At 73.9% G+C, this 16,782-nt stretch carries 15 protein-coding genes; 5 read left to right on the top strand and 10 right to left on the bottom strand.

The annotated features are described in order from the left end of the window. Position 1: 1 nt before the first annotated feature. On the top strand, positions 2-439 hold the full coding sequence (locus OG361_RS35380; protein ID WP_405860163.1) for a PaaI family thioesterase: 438 nt from the start codon (positions 2-4) through the stop codon (positions 437-439). A gap of 240 nt (positions 440-679) precedes the next feature. Continuing rightward, on the top strand, positions 680-1,201 hold the full coding sequence (locus OG361_RS35375) for a hypothetical protein (protein WP_405860161.1): 522 nt from the start codon (positions 680-682) through the stop codon (positions 1,199-1,201). Between the two features lie 38 nt (positions 1,202-1,239). On the opposite strand, the gene OG361_RS35370 is transcribed toward OG361_RS35375, so the two are convergent. From OG361_RS35370 to OG361_RS35335, 8 genes are all read right to left on the bottom strand, one after another. Continuing rightward, on the bottom strand, positions 1,240-2,448 hold the full coding sequence (locus tag OG361_RS35370) for a histidine kinase (RefSeq protein ID WP_405860159.1): 1,209 nt from the start codon (positions 2,446-2,448) through the stop codon (positions 1,240-1,242). 61 nt (positions 2,449-2,509) lie between these two features. Continuing rightward, entirely contained in the window at positions 2,510-4,243 is a 1,734-nt protein-coding gene (locus OG361_RS35365) for a cation acetate symporter (protein WP_405860157.1), read from the bottom strand. Between the two features lie 36 nt (positions 4,244-4,279). Continuing rightward, the gene (locus OG361_RS35360; protein ID WP_384573458.1) at positions 4,280-4,666 is read right to left on the bottom strand and encodes a hypothetical protein; all 387 of its coding nucleotides are present in this window, start codon (positions 4,664-4,666) and stop codon (positions 4,280-4,282) included. Between the two features lie 198 nt (positions 4,667-4,864). Further along, positions 4,865-5,623, bottom strand: coding sequence for a LytR/AlgR family response regulator transcription factor (locus tag OG361_RS35355; protein ID WP_405860155.1), 759 nt, complete (start codon positions 5,621-5,623; stop codon positions 4,865-4,867). Positions 5,624-5,633: 10 nt separating this feature from the next. Further along, on the bottom strand, positions 5,634-6,506 hold the full coding sequence (locus OG361_RS35350) for an Fpg/Nei family DNA glycosylase (protein WP_405860153.1): 873 nt from the start codon (positions 6,504-6,506) through the stop codon (positions 5,634-5,636). Between the two features lie 36 nt (positions 6,507-6,542). Continuing rightward, entirely contained in the window at positions 6,543-8,027 is a 1,485-nt protein-coding gene (locus OG361_RS35345; RefSeq protein ID WP_405860151.1) for a wax ester/triacylglycerol synthase family O-acyltransferase, read from the bottom strand. A gap of 101 nt (positions 8,028-8,128) precedes the next feature. Next, on the bottom strand, positions 8,129-10,216 hold the full coding sequence (locus tag OG361_RS35340) for a SpoIIE family protein phosphatase (protein ID WP_405860149.1): 2,088 nt from the start codon (positions 10,214-10,216) through the stop codon (positions 8,129-8,131). A 65-nt stretch (positions 10,217-10,281) separates the two neighbouring features. After that, positions 10,282-11,583 (bottom strand): DUF6777 domain-containing protein, encoded by a 1,302-nt coding sequence (locus OG361_RS35335; RefSeq protein WP_405860147.1) that lies wholly within the window; start codon positions 11,581-11,583, stop codon positions 10,282-10,284. A gap of 216 nt (positions 11,584-11,799) precedes the next feature. On the opposite strand from OG361_RS35335, the gene OG361_RS35330 reads away from it, so the two are divergent. From OG361_RS35330 to OG361_RS35320, 3 genes are read left to right on the top strand one after another with little or no spacing between them, the layout of a single operon-like run. Continuing rightward, positions 11,800-12,684, top strand: coding sequence for a YndJ family protein (locus OG361_RS35330; protein ID WP_405862624.1), 885 nt, complete (start codon positions 11,800-11,802; stop codon positions 12,682-12,684). After that, positions 12,681-13,259: a DUF1990 family protein gene (locus OG361_RS35325; RefSeq protein ID WP_405860145.1), complete on the top strand. Its 579-nt coding sequence runs from the start codon at positions 12,681-12,683 to the stop codon at positions 13,257-13,259. Before OG361_RS35330 ends, OG361_RS35325 begins: the two co-directional genes overlap by 4 nt. A 22-nt stretch (positions 13,260-13,281) precedes the next feature. Continuing rightward, positions 13,282-14,703, top strand: a complete 1,422-nt coding sequence (locus OG361_RS35320) for a lipase maturation factor family protein (RefSeq protein ID WP_405860143.1) — start codon at positions 13,282-13,284, stop codon at positions 14,701-14,703. An 87-nt stretch (positions 14,704-14,790) separates the two neighbouring features. Here OG361_RS35320 and OG361_RS35315 read toward each other — a convergent pair whose 3' ends face one another. Both OG361_RS35315 and OG361_RS35310 read right to left on the bottom strand, forming a co-directional pair. Then, entirely contained in the window at positions 14,791-14,961 is a 171-nt protein-coding gene (locus tag OG361_RS35315; RefSeq protein WP_384573433.1) for a hypothetical protein, read from the bottom strand. Positions 14,962-15,275: 314 nt separating this feature from the next. Beyond that, positions 15,276-16,760, bottom strand: coding sequence for an SDR family NAD(P)-dependent oxidoreductase (locus OG361_RS35310; protein ID WP_405860140.1), 1,485 nt, complete (start codon positions 16,758-16,760; stop codon positions 15,276-15,278). Positions 16,761-16,782: the final 22 nt, after the last annotated feature.

Below are 16,782 nucleotides of genomic sequence, written 5' to 3'. Positions count from 1 at the left end.
CGTGACGCTGACTATCGCCGCCGCCGAAAAGCTCCTCGCCGACAACTTCGCCCCCTGGGTGCTCGATCTGGGGCTCTCGGTCGACTCCGTCGACGGAGCCGGATCAGGTGCCGGGGCCGGGGCCGGGGCCGTGCTCCGGCTTCCCTGGTCGGACCGGCTCGCCCGGGAGGGCGGTGGCCTCTCCGGACAGGCCCTGATGGCGGCGGCCGACACCGCGACGGTGATCGCGGTCGCCGCGGCCCGCGGCGGCTTCGTGCCGATGACCACCGTCCAGCAGTCCATCACCTTCCAGCGGGCGATCGTCGGCAGCGACGTCCTGGTACGGGCCCGGCTCACCAAGACGGGCAAGCGGATGGCCTTCGCCGACATCACGATGACCGCCGAGGGCACGGAGGAGACCGCCGCCCACGCCACCGCCGTGTACGCACTGCTCGGCTGAACCCGCGCGCGGCCACCGAGCACCGAACCGGCCGCGGCTCCCTGTCGTCCCCGCCTCCCCCGCCCCGCACATCACCCGAGACAACAGGAATCCCACCGGCACCGATCCGGCCGGGAAACGTATCCGAAACCACACGGGCGAGTTGAGCAAAGCGGGACCCGCGGAGGCCCTTCTCGGTGGAGGCTCTTCCCCGGGCCCCCAGTGGTCCGGGTCCCCGACGTCCGGGAGAAGGTGGGAGCGTTGCTGTCCGAGAGCACGAACGGCACCGGTGGCACGAGCGGCGACGGACTGGCCGTCCCGATGGCCTGGCTGTGCGCCGAGTACCTGGCCGACGAGGTGCTGCGGACCGCCGCGCTCGTGGCGCCCGGCTCGCTGGAGTACCGGGCCGGCCTCCAGGCCCTGGCCCTCACCGTCCATCTGTCGGAGGACACGGAGGGAGCCGGCGGCCGGGGCGCGGCAGGCGGCCCGCGTACCCCTGTACGGCTCGACGCCCTGCTGCGCCGCACGGCGTACGACCGGCCCTGGCCGTCCTGGGTCGAGGAGCGGCTCGCGGCCCGGCAAGCGGCCTCGGACGACGGTCCCGACCTGGCCCTGGCGCACACCGCCTGGCGGAACCTGCGCGACACCTGGGTGCGCGCCGCCGACCTCGAAGGGTCCGATTCCGACGATCCCGGGTCCGCGGTGGACGAGGAGGACCAGGTCTGGCTGCCCGCCTGGAAGTTGGGCCTGCCGCTCGCCCATCTCTCGCTGTACCTGCGCTGATCGGGGGGGGTACTGGACGTACGGGAAGGCCGGGAGGCTCACCCGGGGGAACGGTGCACGCCGGGGCGGTACTTGGGGATGCGTACGGTCACCTTCATCCCCGCGTCGACCCCGGTCTCGATGACGAGGCCGTGCTCCGTCCCGTAGACCTGCCGCAGCCGCTCGTCCACGTTGGACAGACCGATGCCGGAGCCCGCCGGATGCTCCCCCCGCAGGACGGCGCGCAGCAGCTCCGGGTCCATGCCGACCCCGTCGTCCTCGACGGTCACCACGGCCTCGGCGCCCGCGTCCCGGGCGGCGATCGTCACCCGGCAGCCGCGCTCCCGCTCCTGGAGACCGTGCTTGACCGCGTTCTCCACCAGCGGCTGGAGGCAGAGGAAGGGCAGGGTCACCGGCAGCACCTCGGGGGCGATCTGGAGCGTCACCTTGAGCCGGTCCCCGAAGCGGGCCCCGGCGAGAGCCAAGTACTGCTCGATGGAGCGCAGTTCGTCGGCCAGCTGGGTGAACTCCCCGTGCCTGCGGAAGGAGTACCGGGTGAAGTCGGCGAACTCCAGGAGGAGCTCCCGGGCGCGCTCGGGGTCGGTGCGGACGAACGAGGCGATGGCGGCGAGGGAGTTGAAGATGAAGTGCGGGGAGATCTGGGCGCGCAGGGCCTTGATCTCGGCCTCCACGATCCTGGTCCGCGAGCGGTCGAGCTCGGCCAGCTCCAGCTGGACGGAGACCCAGCGGGCCACCTCGGTCGCGGCCCGTACGAGGACCGCCGACTCCCGCGAGCCGTAGGCGACGAGCGCGCCGAGGACGCCGTCCTCGCCGGTGAGCGGGGCGATCACCGCCCAGCCCAGCGGGCAGGCCGGGTCGGCGCAGCCGGTGTGCGCGGACCTGCTGCGGCCGGTCCCGAGGGTCTCGGCGGCCAGTGCGGGGACGTGCGCGCGGTGATGGTCCTCACCCGGTCCGTCCCAGGCGAGGACCGCGCTCCGGTCGGTGAGGCAGAGGGCCTCGGTGCCGAGCAGCGAACGGAGCGTGCGGACCGCCTTGCGGGCGGTCTCCTCGGTGAGTCCGGCGCGCAGCGGCGGCGCGGCGAGCGAGGCGGTGTGCAGCGTGTGGAAGGTGGCCCGTTCGACGGGCGTACCGAGGTCGGGATCGGCGGCGCGGCCCCCGCGGCGGGCGGCGAACCGCCCCAGGACGAAGCCGGCGGCGAGCAGCACGGCACCGGCGGCGGCCGCGGCGGCGAGGGCGATGCCGCTCATCGGCGAACCGCCCGCGAGAGGACGGTGCCGGTCATCGGCGTACCTCCTGGGAAGGGCCCGGTCATCGGCGTACCTCCTGGGAGGGCACCGTGCCGGTGATCTCCTCCGGCAGGTGGAGTCGGGCGAGGAGTGCCGGGGTGCCGGGCGGGACGCGGCCCGGGGTGGCGAGCGAGACGAGGACCATGGTGAGGAAGCCGAGGGGGACCGACCAGACGGCGGGCCAGGCCATCAGCGTGTGGGGCCAGCCCTCGGGGGCGAGCCCGGCACGGGTCGCCATGACGGCGGCGAGCGCGGACCCGCCGCCGAGCAGGAGCCCGGCCATGGCGCCGGGCGGGGTGAGCCGGCGCCACCAGATGCCGAGGACGAGCAGCGGGCAGAAGGAGGAGGCGGAGACCGCGAAGGCGAGGCCGACGGCGTCGGCGACCGGAACCTTTGAGGCGACCACCCCGACGGCGAGCGGGACGGCGGTGGCCAGCAGGGTCGCGAGCCGGAAGTGGCGTACGCCCCGCGAGGGCAGCACGTCCTGGGTGAGGACCCCGGCGACGGACATGGTGAGCCCGGACGCGGTGGAGAGGAAGGCCGCGAAGGCCCCGCCCGCCAGGAGCGCGCCGAGGAGTTCGCCGGGGAACCCGCCGAGGATCCGCGCGGGCAGCACGAGGACGGCGGCGTCGGCGGAGCCCGTGAGGGCGAGCTCGGGCGCGTAGATCCGGCCGAGGGCTCCGTAGAGCGGCGGCAGCAGGTAGAAGGCGCCGACGAGACCGAGCACGACGAGGGTGGTCCGGCGGGCCGCGCGGCCGTGCGGGCTGGTGTAGAAGCGGACGGCGACGTGCGGCAGGCCCATGGTGCCGAGGAAGGTCGCGAGGATCAGCCCGTACGTGGCGTACAGCTGGTGTCCGTCGTGTCCGCCGGCGAGCGGCTGGGACCAGCCCAGCGGGTCGGTGCCGCTGGCGGCCCGCTCGGGCAGGACCGCGCCCGGCGCGAAGGCGAGTTCGGTGCCGGCGAGGACGTGGTGGGTGCCGGGTTCGAGGGTGACGGTCCGGTGGTCGTACGGGACGGCGTCGAGGGTGCCGGTGACGGTGAGGGTGAGCGGGGCGTCGAGGCCGATCCGTACCGTGTCGGCGACCCGGACGACGGTGTGCTCGCGGAGGACGGCGGGGGCGTCGAAGCGGGCCCGCGGCGTTCCGTCCCCGTACCAGGCGGCGAGGAGGAAGAGGGCGGGGACCAGCAGAGCGGTGAGTTTCAGCCAGTACTGGAAGGCCTGGACGAAGGTGATGCTGCGCATGCCGCCCGCCGCGACGGTGCCGGTGACGACGAGGGCGACGAGCAGCCCGCCGACCCAGTCGGGGGCGCCGGTGAGGATCTCCAGGGTGAGCCCGGCGCCCTGGAGCTGCGGCAGCAGGTAGAGCCAGCCGATGCCGACGACGAAGAGGCTGGCGAGGCGGCGGGCCTGCGGGGATTCGAGGCGCGCCTCGGCGAAGTCGGAGAGGGTGTACGCGCCCGAGCGGCGGAGCGGGGCGGCGACGAGGACGAGCAGGACGAGGTATCCGGCGGTGTAGCCGACCGGGTACCAGAGCATGGCGGGGCCCTGGACGAGGACGAGTCCCGCGATGCCGAGGAAGGAGGCGGCCGAGAGGTACTCGCCGCTGATGGCGGCGGCGTTGAGGCCCGGCCGGACGGTCCGCGAGGCGACGTAGAAGTCGGAGGTGGTGCGGGAGATCCGCAGGCCGAGGGCGCCGATGAGGACGGTGGCGAGGACGACGGCGGTGACGGCCGCGACGGCGTAGGTCTGGTTCACGCCGCCACCACGCGGTGCTGGTTCATGCGGGGCGCTTCACCGTTCGACGAGACCGGTGAAGTCGCGCTCGTTGCGTTCGGCGCGGCGGACGTACCAGTGGGCGATGCCCCAGACGACGGGGTACACCCCGGCGCCGAGCGCGATCCAGACGAGGGCCTCGGGGGCGGGCAGCGCGAGCAGCAGGGGCAGCGAGCCGACGAGCAGGGCGAGCGCGCCGAGGGCGGTGAGGGCGGCGCGCAGCTGGCTGCGCATCAGGGAGCGGACGTAGGTGTGGCCGAGGGTGGTCTGCTCGTCGATCTCGGAGCGGGCCGGCGGGTGGGCGGGCCGCCGCCCGGCGGGTCCGGGGACGGAGCCGGCGCCGTGGGCGGAGGCGTACGTGACGGTCTCGCGCCGGGGTCTGCGCGGCGGGTGGTGCTCGGACATCGGGGTCCGCTCCGGCCTCTCTCGACGACTTCCGACGGCTACGGCTACCGACGGTTTTTGACGACTTCCGACGGCTACCGACGACTTTCGACAGCTACCGACGGCTGGCACGGGCCGTGGGCCCGGGACGCGTGGAGTCTACGCAGCGCTCCCCGCTCGCGGTAGACACGGACGGCGAGAGGGAGGGGAGGTACGGGCTCAGCCGCCGGCCCGCCGCATCAGCAGGTCCCGCAGCTGGCGGGCGTGGCGGCGGCTGACCGCGAGGTCGGTGTCGCCAAGCCGCACCGAGGTGGTCCCGCCGTCGAGCCGGAGTTCGTCGATGCGGGCGAGCGCCACGAGATGGCTGCGGTGGATGCGGACGAAGCCCCGGGCGGCCCACCGCTCCTCGAGGGTGGAGAGGGGGATGCGGACGAGGTGGCTGCCGTGGTCGGTGTGGAGGCGGGCGTAGTCGCCGTGGGCCTCCACGTACGCGATGTCGTCGACGGAGACGAAGCGGGTGACCCCGCCGAGCTCGACGGGGATCTGTTCGGGCGCGACGAGGCCGGAGGTCACGGCCGGGGCGGTGGCGTGCACCAGGTCGTGGACGCGGCGGACGGCCTCGGCGAGGCGTTCACGGCGGACGGGCTTGAGGACGTAGTCGACCGCCTTGAGGTCGAAGGCCTGCAGGGCGAAGCCCTCGTGGGCGGTGACGAAGACGACCAGCGGGGGGCGGGCGAAGCCGGCGAGCAGCCGGGCCACGTCGAGTCCGGTGAGTCCGGGCATGTGGATGTCCAGGAAGACGACGTCGACCCCCTCGTCCCCGTCGGGTCCCGTCTCCAGGGCGCGCCCGATCCTGCGCAGGGCCGCGGTCGCGTCGCCGGCGCCCTCGGCGGTGCGCACCCGCGGGTCGGCGCGCAGCAGGTAGAGCAGCTCCCCGAGGGCGGGTTCCTCGTCGTCGACGGCCAGTACGCGCAGCATGCGCGGGAGTCTATTTGAGGAGTCTGGACAGGCGGCGGTCGGCGAGCGGCTTGCCGCCGGTCTGGCAGGTGGGGCAGTACTGGAGGGAGGAGTCGCTGAAGCTGACCTCCCGGATGGTGTCGCCGCAGACCGGGCAGGGCTCCCCCGTCCGGCCGTGGACGCGCAGCCCGCTCTTCTTCTCCGCCTTCAGCCGGCCCGCGGCGAGCCCGTGGGAGCGTTCGACGGCCTCGCGGAGGGTGGTCCGCATCGCCGTGTGGAGGGCGGTGGTCTCCTCCGGGGTGAGGTTCTGGGTGGGTTTGAAGGGGGACATCCTCGCGGCGTGGAGGATCTCGTCGCTGTAGGCGTTGCCGATGCCGGCGATGAGGCTCTGGTCGCGCAGGGCGCCCTTGATCTGGCGGCGTTCGCCCGCGAGGAGGGCGGCGAAGGCCCCGGGGCCGAAGTCCTCGGCGAGCGGGTCGGGGCCGAGGCGGGCGACGCCCGGCACCTCCCGCGGGTCGTGGACGAGGTGGACGGCGAGGCGTTTGGTGGTGCCGGCCTCGGTGAGGTCGAAGCCGTCGCCCCCGGTGAGCGCGGTACGGAGGGCCAGCGGGCCCTTGCCGGGCTTCGGCGGCCCGGAGGGCAGCGGGTCCTGCCAGCGGAGCCAGCCCGCGCGGGCCAGGTGGAACAGGAGGTGCAGTTCGCCCGCCGCGCCGACGGTGGTGAGGTCGAGGAACTTGCCGTGCCGGCCGACGGCGGTGACCTCGGCGCCCTCGACGGCGGTCAGGGGCGGGTCGTACGTCTTGAGGACGCTGATCGCGACGGGCAGGACGCGGGCGATCTCCTTGCCCACCAGGTGCGCGTCGAGGAACTCGCGAAGCGCTTCCACCTCGGGCAGTTCGGGCATGGCTCCACCCTGCCGCACGGGCGGCCCCGGCGCGCGTCAGGACTCCGGGACCGGTTCCGGGACCTGTTCCGGGACCGGTTTCGTGTCCAGGTCGGGGGCCAGGTCCAGGTCCGGTTCCGGGACCGGGGCCAGGTCCGGGACCAGTTCCAGGTCCAGGTCCGGTTCCGGGACCGGGTCCAGCAGCTCCAGTTCGGCGGTGAGCGCGGCGGCGAGGGCGTCGAGGTCGGGGACGGCCGCCCCGTCGGCGACGAGACCGATGTGGACCTGGCCCCCGTACGGGGACATGGCGACGGCGAGGGACTGGCCGCGGGCGAGCGGGGCCATCGGGAAGAGCGCGCGCAGCGGGGCGCCGCCCAGGGAGAGCGCCGAGCGGGGCAGCGGCACCTGGGTGACGAGGAGGTCGAAGAGGAGCCGGGCCGCGCCGGAGGCGAAGGGGGCGCCGAAGCGGTGGGCGAGCGGTGGCAGTTGGTCGGCCAGGAGGGCGACCGCGCCCGCGCCCCTGAAGGGGCCGGCGGCCTTGTTGCGGTCCATGGCGTGCCGTACGGCGGCGAGTCGGGCCGCCGGGTCGGGTTCGGTGACCGGCAGGTCGAGGAGGTAGCCGGAGAGGCTGTTGCCGGGGCCGGGCGGGGCGCCGGGGCGGCGGCGCGAGACGGGGACGAGGGCCCGGGGGTCGGCGCCGGGGAGGGGCAGCCCGCGCCCGTCGAACCAGCGGCGCAGGGCTCCGGCGACGACGGCGAGGAGCACGTCGTTGGCGGTGCCGCCGGTGGTGCGGCGGATCCGCTGGACGCGGTCGAGGGGCAGGGTCACGGTGGCGATCCGGCGCGTACCGCTGGAGTCGGCGGCGAGGGCGGCGGCGGGCCGACCGTCGAGGCGGCCGGCGCGGACGACGGAGGAGCCGACGACGGAGACGCCGACCTCGACGGCCCGGCCGAGGTCGCCGAGCCGCTCCCGGGCGAGGTCGAAGAGGCGTCCGGGGCCGGGGAGCCAGGACCGCGGGGGTACGGGGCGGGGTCGGCGCGCCGGGCGGCGGCCGGCGGCGATCTCGTCGAAGATCCCGGCGCCGATGGCGACGGCCCGCATGCCGTCGGCGAGGGCGTGGTGGAGTTTGACGAGGACCGCGAAGGAGCCGTCGGGGGCGCCGCTGAGCAGGTACATCTCCCAGGGCGGCAGGCCGCGCTCGACGGGCTGCTCCATGAGCTCGGCGGCGAGCCGGGCGGCCTCGGCGGGGAAGTCCGCGCCGGGGAGGGCGATCCGGCGGACGTGGCGGCTTACGTCGAAGTCCGGGTCGGCGCTCCAGGCGGCGCCGCCGACGGGGAGCAGGACGTCGCGCACGCGCATCCGCAGCCGGGGGACGGCGGCGGCGCGGCGGGCGAGGAGTTCCAGGACGTCCGGAGGCTCGTGGCCCGTGGCCGGGGGGACGGGGCCGAAGTGGACGAGGGCCCCGAGGTGCAGGGGGTGGGCGGCGGATTCCAGATGCCAGAAGGCCAGATCGAGGGGTGCCAGTAGCTCGCTGCTGCTCAACGGGGGGTCCTCACGTCCTGCGCGGAGGGGCGGGAGAGCAAAGTCAATCGCGTACCGTCAGTTACGGTCAAGTACGACCAGTTCACGCTCAGTTAACAGGATCACTCCTCCACGGTGAACTCGCACCACACACACTTGCCTCCGCCCCGCGATTCCACGCCCCAGACGTCGGAGAGCCGGTCGACCAGAAGCAGTCCACGGCCGGAGACCCCCGCCTCGCCCGCCTCACGGCGCCGGGGCAGCGCGCTGGACCGGTCCTCGACCTCCACCCGCAGCCGGCGCTCGGGTCCGACGAGGATCCGCAGGGTCACGATCGCCCCGCCGTCGGTGTGCATCAGCGCGTTGGTCATCAGCTCGTCGGCGACCAGCTCGATCTCGTCCGCGCGCTCCCCCGCGCCCCAGGCCCGGACCGCGGCCCGGATCATGTGCCGGGCGGAACTCAGCGCCTCCGGGTCGCTCTGGGCCACGTGCTGCCGGAACCGGCCGGCCCGCTGCGGCGGGTACGCGGCCTGGCGGCGCAGCAGCAGGATCGCCACGTCGTCCTCGCCGCCGCGGTCGGCGACCACGTCGCAGAGGTGGTCCGCGAGCTGCTGGAGGTCGGCGGGCCCGCGCCGGACGAGGGAGGTGAGCCATTGGAAGCCCTCGTCGAGGTCGGCGCCGGGCTTCTCGACCAGACCGTCGGTGTAGAGCATCAGGGTCTGGCCGGGGTCCAGCTCCAGGGTGGTCACGGGGTAGTCGAGGCGGCCGAACTCCGCGGAGAGCCCGAGCGGCAGCCCGCCCTCCACGGGAAGCCTGCGGCAGCTGCCGTCGACCTCCCTGACCAGCGGGTCGACATGGCCGGCCCGGACGATCTGGACGACCCCGGTGGCGAGGTCCACCTCGGCGTAGGTGCAGGTGGCGAAGCGTTCGGTGTCGAGCTCGTGCAGGAAGACCGAGGCCCTGGCCATGACCGTGGCCGGGGTGTGCCCCTCGGCCGCGTAGGCGCGGAGCACGATCCGCAGCTGGCCCATGACGGCGGCCGCGTGGGTGTCGTGGCCCTGGACGTCGCCGATGACGGCGCCGACCCGTCCGCCGGGCAGCGGGATGATGTCGTACCAGTCGCCGCCGATGTCCTGGCCGAGCCGGGCCGAGCGGTAGCGGACGGCCGTCTGCGCGCCGGGCACCTCGGGGATCCGGCGCGGCAGCATCGCCTGCTGGAGCCCTTCGGCGAGGTCGTGTTCCTGCTCGTACAGCATGGCGCGCTGGAGGCTCTGGGCGATGCTGCTCCCGAGGGCGACGAGCAGGGTCCGCTCGTCCTCGCTGAAGCCGGTCCTGTCGCTGTACAGCAGCCCGAGCGCGCCGATGGGCCGGGCCTGGGCGATCAGGGGCAGATAGGCGGCGGCGGTGATGCCGAGCCCGCTGATGTGCGGCCAGAGCACCGGGAAGGAGGTGGCGAAGTCCCGGGCCGAGTCGATGAACCGAGGCCGCAGGGTGCGGATCACCTCGCTCATCGGGTACGGCTCGTCCACCCGGGTGAAGCGGGTGCCCGGCACGAAGGCGCCGTCGGCCCCCTCGGCGACCAGATGGATGCGGCCGGCTTCGAGGAGGCCCACGACGAGGCTCGCGGCACCGAAGTGTTCGAGGGCGTGCGAGTCGTTGAGCAGGTCGATGACGTCCTGCACGGTCCGGGCGTCGGCGAGGGCGGCCGTCGTGCCCTCGACGACGCCTGCGCGCCGTCGGCGCCCCTCGTCGAGGCCGAGCCGGGCGGCGGACTCGGTCAGCTCGTGGGTGGCGTCGCGGACGACGCCCACGATGCGCACCGGACGGCCCGTGTCGTCGTGCTCGACGATGCCCTGGGTGTGGGTCCACTGCTGCCCGCCGTCGCGGCGGCGGATCCGGAAGTAGGCGCCGTACTGGTCGCTGCCCTCCTTGAGCGCCTGGGCGACCATGGTGTCGAGGCGGCGGGCCTCGTCGGGCAGGATCCGGGAGCCGAGGCTCTCGGGGCGGTCGTCGTAATCGGCGCGGTCGATGTCGAAGACCTCAAGGGCGGCCTCGTCCATGATCATCGTCCCGGTGAGCAGGTCCCAGTCGAAGCCGCCCATCCGGAAGGCCGAGCCGAAGTCGTGCAGGATCCGGGCTCCGGCGCCCGGCTCCTCCGCCGCACGGCGGAGCCGCTCGGCCGCCTCCCCGCCCCCGATACCCGCGCTCATGGGGCCACGCTAGGCGCAGCCCCGCCCATGCGCACCATGGAGATCCGTTTCACCCCGTCGGCCCCTCATCCTTCGAAGGTCTCGGGCTGCTCCTGCCCCGTGCCGTTCGGGAAGAGCTCCTCGGGCGGCAGCTCGCCGTCCGGAACGGTGGGCGGCTCGGCATACGGGTCGGTGTTCGGGTCCGTGTACGGGTCGGGGTACGGCTCGGAGCGCGGTTCCTCGTACGGGTCGGGGTACGGCTCCCCCGAGGGATCGGGGTGCGCGGGCGTCGGGTCGCCATCCGTGCCGCCCGTCCCGGACGGGTCCGGGACCACGGGAGCGGGGTCCGTCGGGGCCGGGGAGGCGGGGTCGGGCGAGACCGGATCGGGGGAGGCCGGATCCGGTGGGGTCCGGCGGTCCGGGGCGCTCGGGTCGGGCGTGGCCCGGTCCGGTGTGCTCGGGACCGGCGCGCTCGCGTCCGGCCGGGCGGGATCCGGCGTGGCGGCCTCGGACAGGTGGCACGTGTCCGGGTCGCAGTCCGGCTCCACGGTGGGCTTCCGGTCCTCGGCCCCGTCACTGCCGGTCCGCCGCTCGATCCAGGTGCTGTCGGCGGCGTTCACGATGACCAGGCTGGTGACGACGGTGGTGGTCGGCCGGACGACGATGACGTGCTCGGGGTCGAAGCCGTCCCAGGCGTCGCCCTGGTGGACCCCGCCCTTGGCCACGACCGGGGTGCGGAGCGGGTTGCCGCAGGCGCAGCGGACGCGCGGCGAGCCGTACTGGTCGACGAGGACCGCCGTACCGGTCTGGAGGACGGACTGGAAGGGGGTGGCACGGCCGCCCCGGTAGCCGTGGTTGGTGACCCTGGCGTCGGCGCGCAGGACGACGGGGGTCAGCCCGCGCAGCCAGCCGGAGACGTTCGTCTCGGGGATGCCGGCGGCCTCGGCGAAGGCGCGGGTCCTGGCCTGGTCGGCGGCGAGGAAGGAGACCTGCCGCTCGACGTCGCAGCTGCCCTCCGCCCGCGTGCCGCCGTAGAGGCCGGGGGTGGAGCCGGTGACCTCGCGGACCTGCTGCAGGGAGGCGGCGTCCGGGTCCCGCTCCGGGGCGGCCACCGGGCCGGTGATCCGGGCGGTGGAGTCGGTGAAGGGGTCGGGGCCCCGGGCGCCGAGCGGCTGGAGGAGGATCTCCTGGCCGACGGCGGCCGCGGGCTGCTCGCCGTGGCTGCCGCCGTCGCCGCGGGACGAGCAGCCGGCGATCAGCAGGGCCGAGGCGAGTGCGGTGACGGCGGTTACCGCGGCGGGCCCGGTGGGAACCGAGCGGTTCCGGGCGGGTGGGGTCGGGCGGGGAGCCGAAGGAGTTCGCCGCGTCCGGCGCAGGGGTGTGCGCACCTGGTTCTCCCGTTTTCTCTCCCCGGGGCCCTGCGCCCGGTTCCGGCCAGTCCCTCATGTCTGTCGCAGCGCGCGGGCCCCCGCAAGCGGGGGACGGCCGACCGGGGCGGCCTGCACCCGGCCGGCCGAACGCAGTACTTGAACACGTTCAAGAAAGGCTCTACGCTCGGATCGCCAGTTGAACACGTTCAAGTCGGGGGGTGTCCTATGACCGCGCTGTCACTTCTGGTGAATCCGGTCGTGATGATCGGGATGTTCTGGGTGGTGCCGACGGGGCTCGCACTCCTCGACGGCCCCAGGCCACCGGGGTGGGACCCGCTCCGCCGCGCCTGGCCGCTCCTCGCCGCCCCCGGAGCGCTGGCCCTCTGGCTCCCCCGCTCCGGTCTCGCGGCCGGGCTCGCCGCCGTCTACGCCCTCGCCACCCTGGCGCTCGCGCTCCAGGCCCCGGCCCGGCTGACCCTCACCCGCTCGCTGCGGCCGAGAGAGATCGCGGTCCTGACCTCCCTCGTCGCCCCCTCCGTCGCCGGGGCGGCGCTCGTCGCCGAACGGGCCGCGTACCCGTTCTTCGGCTTCGAGCTCGACATGCTCGCGCTGACCGTCCCGCACTTCCACTTCGCGGGCTTCGCCGCCGCGCTCGTCGCCGGTCTCGTCTGCCGCGCCGACGACGGCCCCACCGCCCGCTTCGCCGCACTGAGCGTCCCCGCCGGCACCCTGCTCGTCCTGCTCGGCTACTTCGTCGACGACTGGGCCGAGCTCGTGGGAGCGGTCGTCCTCACGGCCGGCATGGCGGCGGTCGCCGTCCTGACCCTGCGGGAGCGGCGCGAACTCGCGGCCGACCGGCTCACACGCGGCCTGCTCGCCGTCTCGGCCCTGGTCCTCGTCGTCACCATGCTGCTCGCGCTGAGCTGGGCGCTCGGCGAGGCCACCGGCCTGCCGCACCTCGGTCTGACGTGGACGGCGGCGACGCACGGCCTGGGCAACGCCCTGGGATTCACCGTCTGCGCCCTGCTCGCCCGCCGCCGCCTCCAGGCAGACCGCACGGCACCGCTTCTCCCGGCCCCGCCCCTCCAGACCCGCCCGCGAACGGAGCTCCCGGCATGACCCGCCTCACGCACAACCTCTCGCGCACCACCCACCCCAACCGCCCCACCGGCCCCGTCCGCCCCCGCCCGAGCCTCAGCTACCGCGAGGTCGGCGCCACCCGTACCCCGGAGCACCTCCCCGAGGGCTACCACCACCTGCGCCACAGCGCGGTCGTCGGCCACGGCCGCGCCGCCTTCGAGGCCGCCGGTGAGGCCGTCACCACCTGGCGGACACACCGCGCCTCCGGGGCGACCGTCCGCAGCGAGGCCGTCCGCGCCGAGCCCGGCGTCCACCTGGAGGTGTCGGTGGGCGTCGGCCGGGTCAGGCTCGGCGCCCCCTGCGAGGTGGTCTGGACGGCGTACGAGGAGCACCGCGTCGGCTTCGCCTACGGCACCCTGACCGGGCACCCGGAGCTCGGCGAGGAGTCCTTCGTCGTCGAGCTGGCACCCGACGGCACGGTCCGGTTCACGATCACCGCGTTCAGCCGGCCCGCCGCCTGGTACACCCGGCTGGCCGGGCCCCTGATCCCACTGCTCCAGCGGACGTACGCCCGGCGGCTGGGCCGGACCCTGCGGCGCCTCGTCAGGACCTGATCCCGGACCGATACTGGAAGGGATGGAGTGGTTCACCGCGCCCGACCTCTGGCTGAGCCGGATCGCGTTCCAGCGGGGCCTCGCCGGGCTGTACTGCGTGGCGTTCCTGTCGGCCGCCCTCCAGTTCCGGGCGCTGATCGGCGAGCGCGGCATGCTCCCCGTACCGGAGTACCTGCGCAGGACCCGTCCCCGCCGGACCCCGTCGCTCTTCCACTGGCGCTACTCCGACCGGCTGTTCGCGACCGTCGCGTGGACCGGGGCCGCGATCGCCCTGGCCCTCGTGGCGGGCGCGGGGGACGCGGTGCCGCTGCCCGTGTCGATGCTCCTGTGGTTCGTCCTCTGGGCGCTGTACCTGTCGATCGTGAACGTGGGGCAGACCTGGTACGCCTTCGGCTGGGAGTCACTGCTCCTGGAGACCGGGTTCCTGGCGGTCTTCCTCGGCAACGACGACACGGGGCCGCCCGTCCTCATGCTCTTCCTGCTGCGCTGGCTGCTCTTCCGGGTCGAGTTCGGCGCCGGGCTCATCAAGATCCGGGGCGACCGCTGCTGGCGGAACCTGACCTGCCTCTACCACCACCACGAGACGCAGCCGATGCCCGGCCCGCTGAGCTGGTTCTTCCACCACCTCCCGCGCCCGCTGCACCGGGTCGAGGCGGCGGCCAACCACGTCGTCCAGCTGCTCGTACCGTTCCTGCTGTTCACCCCGCAGCCGGTGGCGACGATCGCCGCCTGCCTGATGGTGGCGACACAGCTGTGGCTGGTCCTCTCCGGGAACTTCGCCTGGCTGAACTGGCTCACCATCGTGCTCGCCCTCTCCGCCGTGGACGCCTCCGCGCTCACCGGGGAGCGTCCGCGGCCGGATCCGCCGCTCTGGTACGTGGTCGTGGTCGTCGGAGTGACCGTGCTGGTCCTGGTCAGGAGCTACCGCCCGGTACGCAACCTGCTCTCCCGCGACCAGGCGATGAACCGCTCGTACGATCCGTTCCACCTGGTCAACACCTACGGCGCGTTCGGCACCGTCGGCCGGATCCGGGACGAGATCGTCGTCGAGGGCACCGACGACCCGGCACCGCACGCGGGCTCGGTGTGGCGGGAGTACCCGTTCAAGGGCAAGCCGGGCGATCCGCGCCGGCTGCCCCGCCAGTTCGCCCCGTACCACCTCCGCCTGGACTGGCTGATGTGGTTCGCCGCCCTCTCCCCCGGGTACGCCCGCGACTGGTTCGGGCCCTTCGTGGAGCGGCTCCTCGACGGCGACCGGGACACGCTGCGGCTGCTCGCCCGCAACCCCTTCCCCGACGCGCCGCCGACCCATGTCCGCGCCCGGTTGTACCGGTACCGGTACACGACCTGGCACGAGCTGCGCGCGACCGGGGCGTGGTGGCACCGCACGCTGGTGCGGGAGTACCTGCCGCCGATCCGGCTGCGGGAGCCCGTGGACCGGTGACGGGCGCGTACGGGACGTGCCGCTGCCCCCGGCCGGAAGACGGACGGGGGCAGCGGGGTGGAGCAAGGGTTACGTCAGGGCACCGGCTCAGTCGATGCCGGGCAGGATGTGAGGCTCCGCGAGGTCGTCCTCGTAGCCCGCCAGCCGGATCGGGGCCGCGTGGGCCCACACTTCGAGGCTTCCGAGCTCGCCGTTCCGGCGGGGCCGGTCCTGGTGTTCGGCCGGTCTCGGTTCCTGCTTGGTCAGTTCGGGTGTCACCGCGCACTCCTTTGTGTCGCGAACCTATGAGGACTTCGTGCCGTCGGTCGCGGTGGCGCCGTTCATCGGGCGGGACCGCGGCCTTGGTGGCAGGCCAGTCCCCGGATAGGCCGTGAGGATGGTGTGTCTCCTCGGTGGCCGACCGTGGACATCAGAGTAACCAAATGAGCGCATGCGCGCTCTACCGGGCTCGGAAGTGTGATGCGATCGAGTGAAGCAAGCCGAAAGAGCGCCCTACCCGTGGGTAGAGCGCTCTTTCCAGTACGCGTTTCCGCACCCGATCCCGAAGCCGATCGGCGGGCGGGATCCGCCGCTTACCAGTTGGCGGGAGCGTAGTCCTTCAGGAAGCAGCCGTAGAGGTCCTCGCCGGCCTCTCCGCGCACGACCGGGTCGTAGACCCGGGCAGCGCCGTCGACGAGGTCGAGCGGGGCGTGGAAGCCCGCCTCCGCGAGGCGCAGCTTGTCGAAGTGCGGACGCTCGTCGGTGATCCAGCCGGTGTCGACCGAGGTCATGAGGATGCCGTCGGTCTGGAACATCTCCTCGCCGCTGGTCCGCGTCACCATGTTCATCGCGGCCTTCGCGGCATTGGTGTTCGGGTGCCCGGCGCCCTTGTAGCCGCGGCTGAAGACACCCTCCATCGCCGAGACGTTGACGACGTAGGCGCGCCCGCTGGACGCCTTCCTGGCGGCCTCGGCCATGGCGGGCCGCAACTTGCTGATCAGGATGAACGGCGCCGTGTAGTTGCACAGCTGGGTCTCGAGCAGCTCCACCGGGGAGATCTGCTCGATGCTCTGCACCCAGGTGTTGGTGTCGACGACGTCCGGCACCAGGCCGCCCGCGTCGATGGCGGTCCCGTCCAGGTGCCGGGCGATGCTGGCGTTGCCCGCGACCAGCGCCAGGTCGGCGACCTTCTGCGCCTCGAGGCCGCTCACGCCGACGGGCAGCGCGGCGGCCGCCCCGAGCTCGCCGACCGCGCCGGAGTTGAAGGCGCCGATGACGTGGTGGGCGGGGAGCTCACCGGCGGGCAGCGGCGCGCCCTCGCCCTCGACCAGGGCGGCGTAAGCGGAGGGCAGGCGGCGCACGGTCTGCGTCGCGTTGTTGATGAGGATGTCCAGCGGACCGGCCTCGGCCATCTGGTCGGCGAGGGCCACGGCCTGGGCCGGGTCGCGGAGGTCGATGCCGACGACCTCCAGGCGGTGCATCCACTCCGCGGAGTCCTCCATCGCCTTGAAACGGCGGATGGCGTCCTTGGGGAAGCGCGTGGTGATGGTGGTGTGGGCGCCGTCGCGAAGCAGCCGCAGCGCGATGTACATGCCGATCTTGGCCCGGCCGCCGGTGAGCAGCGCGCGCTTGCCGGTCAGGTCGGCGGAGGCGTCGCGCTTGGCCCGGTTCAGCGCCGCGCACGGCTGGCAGAGCTGGTGGTAGAAGTAGTCGACCTCGACGAAGCGGGTCTTGCAGACGTAGCAGGAGCGCGGACGCTGGAGTATCCCGGCGATCCGTCCCTCCTCCGTGACCGAGGAGGGCAGGATGCCCTCGGTCTCGTCGTCGATGCGCTGCGCGGAGCCGGTGGCCGTGGCCTCGGTGACCGCCTTGTCGTTGGCGGTCTTGGCGGCCCGGCGGTCCTGGCGGCGGCGCTGCTTCACCGTCCGGTAGATCCCGGCGGTGGCGCGCCGGACGACGATGGCGTCCGGGTGGTCCACGTCCAGCTTGTCGAGCTCGTCGAGGACGCTCAGGCAGACGGCCAGGCGCTCGGGGTCGACGCCCGGCCCGTAGTCCTGGTTTTCTTCGGTCACCGTCATGGCCTTCGGGTTCCTCGTTCGC

Origin of the sequence: Streptomyces sp. NBC_00090, assembly GCF_045160815.1 — a bacterium.
Lineage (GTDB): Bacteria > Actinomycetota > Actinomycetes > Streptomycetales > Streptomycetaceae > Streptomyces.
This window is presented reverse-complemented; position numbering and strand designations above follow the sequence as displayed.

Bases quoted from the DNA above. Each gene is read 5' to 3' on its own strand.
- OG361_RS35325 (WP_405860145.1), top strand. From the start codon at position 12,681: ATGACCCGCCTCACGCACAACCTCTCGCGCACCACCCACCCCAACCGC.
- OG361_RS35310 (WP_405860140.1), bottom strand. From the start codon at position 16,760: ATGACGGTGACCGAAGAAAACCAGGACTACGGGCCGGGCGTCGACCCC.
- OG361_RS35350 (WP_405860153.1), bottom strand. From the start codon at position 6,506: ATGCCCGAACTGCCCGAGGTGGAAGCGCTTCGCGAGTTCCTCGACGCG.
- OG361_RS35340 (WP_405860149.1), bottom strand. From the start codon at position 10,216: ATGAGCGCGGGTATCGGGGGCGGGGAGGCGGCCGAGCGGCTCCGCCGT.
- OG361_RS35355 (WP_405860155.1), bottom strand. From the start codon at position 5,623: ATGCTGCGCGTACTGGCCGTCGACGACGAGGAACCCGCCCTCGGGGAG.
- OG361_RS35360 (WP_384573458.1), bottom strand. From the start codon at position 4,666: ATGTCCGAGCACCACCCGCCGCGCAGACCCCGGCGCGAGACCGTCACG.
- OG361_RS35370 (WP_405860159.1), bottom strand. From the start codon at position 2,448: ATGAGCGGCATCGCCCTCGCCGCCGCGGCCGCCGCCGGTGCCGTGCTG.
- OG361_RS35320 (WP_405860143.1), top strand. From the start codon at position 13,282: ATGGAGTGGTTCACCGCGCCCGACCTCTGGCTGAGCCGGATCGCGTTC.